The sequence below is a fragment of the Yinghuangia sp. YIM S09857 genome (assembly GCF_051388915.1).
Taxonomy (GTDB): Bacteria; Actinomycetota; Actinomycetes; order Streptomycetales; family Streptomycetaceae; genus Yinghuangia.
Window position 1 is genome coordinate 3,687 of the sequence record NZ_JBPKBH010000049.1, and the last position, 2,287, is coordinate 5,973.

At 71.4% G+C, this 2,287-nt stretch carries 1 protein-coding gene and 1 pseudogene; one reads left to right on the forward strand and one right to left on the reverse strand.

Annotation, left to right across the window (positions count from 1 at the left end):
• On the reverse strand, nt 1–588 hold a 588-nt coding region (locus ACRX5S_RS40940; protein ID WP_436778382.1), incomplete at its 3' end, for an SDR family oxidoreductase.
• A 518-nt stretch (nt 589–1,106) separates the two neighbouring features.
• Between ACRX5S_RS40940 and ACRX5S_RS40945 the strand changes: the two are divergent.
• Nucleotides 1,107–2,287: pseudogene (locus ACRX5S_RS40945) on the forward strand (hypothetical protein); the annotation flags it as partial.

Below are 2,287 nucleotides of genomic sequence, written 5' to 3' on the forward strand. Positions count from 1 at the left end.
CCACCCGAACTGCGGCGTGTTCACGGCAGGCATCTGCACCATCGTGATCCGAACGTGCGACTTGTCGTGCAGGAGCTCGCACCGTACCGACTCCGTGAAACCCTTGATCGCGTGCTTGGCCCCGCAGTAGGCGCTCTGAAGTGGGATGCCGCGGTACGCCAGAGCGGAACCCACCTGCACGATGACCCCGTGGTCGCGCGGCACCATGCGCTCCAGCGCCTCCCGGGTGCCGTGCACGTAGCCCAGGTAAGTCGACTGCGTGGTCTTGTCGAACTCGGCCGGGGACAGATCGGTGAACCTCCCGAACGCGGAGCTGAAGGCGTTGTTGACCCAGACGTCGATCGGGCCGAACTCCTCTTCCGTGCGCTCGGCTGCCTGCTCGACCTGATCGCGGTTCGCCATGTCGGTGATGAGGGGCAGTGCCCGGCCGCCCGCTTCCCGCACCTCGGCGGCCGCCGCATCGAGGCCCGCGCTGCCGCGGGCGAGAAGGGCCACGCGCGCACCCCGCCGGGCGAACATGCGCACCGTCGCCCGGCCGATGCCCGCGCTCGCCCCGGTCACCACGACGGTCTGCTGCGTCTGCTTCATTACGCGTCCTCACTGCGACGTGCCCGGTTGTCGGCGCCGCGCTGCCGCTGCCGACCGCTCCCCGGTACCCCGCGCGTACGCCCTCACACCCCGCACCCGCTCTGCGTGGTGTCGACGGGGTGCTTGGGGGGAGCCGAACCACACCGGGGAGTTGGGTTTCGTTCGCTTTGACGGACACCGTCGCGCGGCGGGAGGACGGGAGGGCGGGAGGACGGGACGCGGACGGCGGTGCGTTCTCGGCCACGCGCGCGCGAGCCTCACGAGCATGGCGCGGTTGCGGAGGTTGACCGCCCAGTCGATCGGCAATCCGTGCATGCGCCCGCCAAGGCCGCGCAACGGGTGCCAGCCGAACACGACCAGCGTCTCCACGTCCCACGGGGTCAATCGGATGGCGATCCGGGCCGCGCCGAAGGGCGCGGCCCGGGCTTCGAGTTCGAGCCGGTGTTTGTAACGGGTGAGCGGGGCCGCGGCGTCTTGGGGGCGACGGGGTGATCACCCCGAGTCTGGAGCAGGACCGTATGACTGCAATACCCCGTGTACGCCAAGGCCGTCGCCTGCACACGCTTTTGGCCACGACCGCGGTGGCGTCCGCCCTCGCGGTCGGCGGTGCGGTACCGGCCACGGCGGAGGAGGCCGCCGACACGGGCGCAACCCGCTGGACCGCCGGCACGTTCCCCGCCGGGGCCGCCAGCTTGACCGGCGTCACCAAGCCCGACCCGTTCACCACCTGGACCGCGGGCTTCCGGCTCGTCCAAGAGGGCAAGGGCCTCAAGTTCACGCCCGTGGTCTACGCGAAGAGCGACCTCGGCGGCGGTCCGTGGACCGAGGTGCCCACCGCGCCCGGCGAGACCGGTCGGGTCAACGCCATCACCTCGACCTCGGCGAAGGACGCGTGGCTCGTCGGCGACCAGAAGGGCAGGGACCTCGGCGCCGGCATCATGACCCAGCACTGGGACGGGAGTTCGTGGACCGCCGTGGAGGCCCCGACGGCGCCGAACTCCATACACGGCGGCCTGCTCAGCGTGGCGGCGGTCGGTCCCACCGACGTGTGGGCGGCCGGATGGCTTCAGATCCAGGACAGTGTGACCCCCGACCCGGACGGCGGTCCCACGCACGTCGAGTCGCACAGCGAAGGGCTGATCACGCACTGGGACGGGCAGCGGTGGACACGCGTGCCGTTGCCGATGCCGTACGCCGCGTGGTCGTTGAACGCGATCAGCGCGTCCGGTCCGAACGACGTGTGGGCGGTCGGCAACGGCTTGGGCGCGGACGACAGGCCGCTCGTGCTGCACTACGACGGGTCCTCGTGGTCCGTGATGCCGACTCCTGCGTTCGGCGGCCTCTACGGCGAGTTCCACGGCGTGGTCGCCAAGGCCCCCGATGACGTGTGGGCGACCGGACGCAGCGTCCTGGACGAGACGGACAGCGGCCACGCGCTCGTCATGCACTGGAACGGCACGTCGTGGACGCGGATCGACGTGCCTGAGGCCGCGGGGCCGATGTACGGCGCGGCGGCAGCTCCCGGCGGCATCGCGGCCGTCGGCGTGACCGTGGACCGCGAGAACGGCTACGGCCTGCGTGTCATCGGCGACTACGCCTACTCCCTCGGCATCCCGACGAACCAGCCTGACGGCAAGAGCTACTCGCCGTGGTCGGTCGGCGTGGACCGCTGGACGGGCCGGACGGCCGTCGTCGGCGC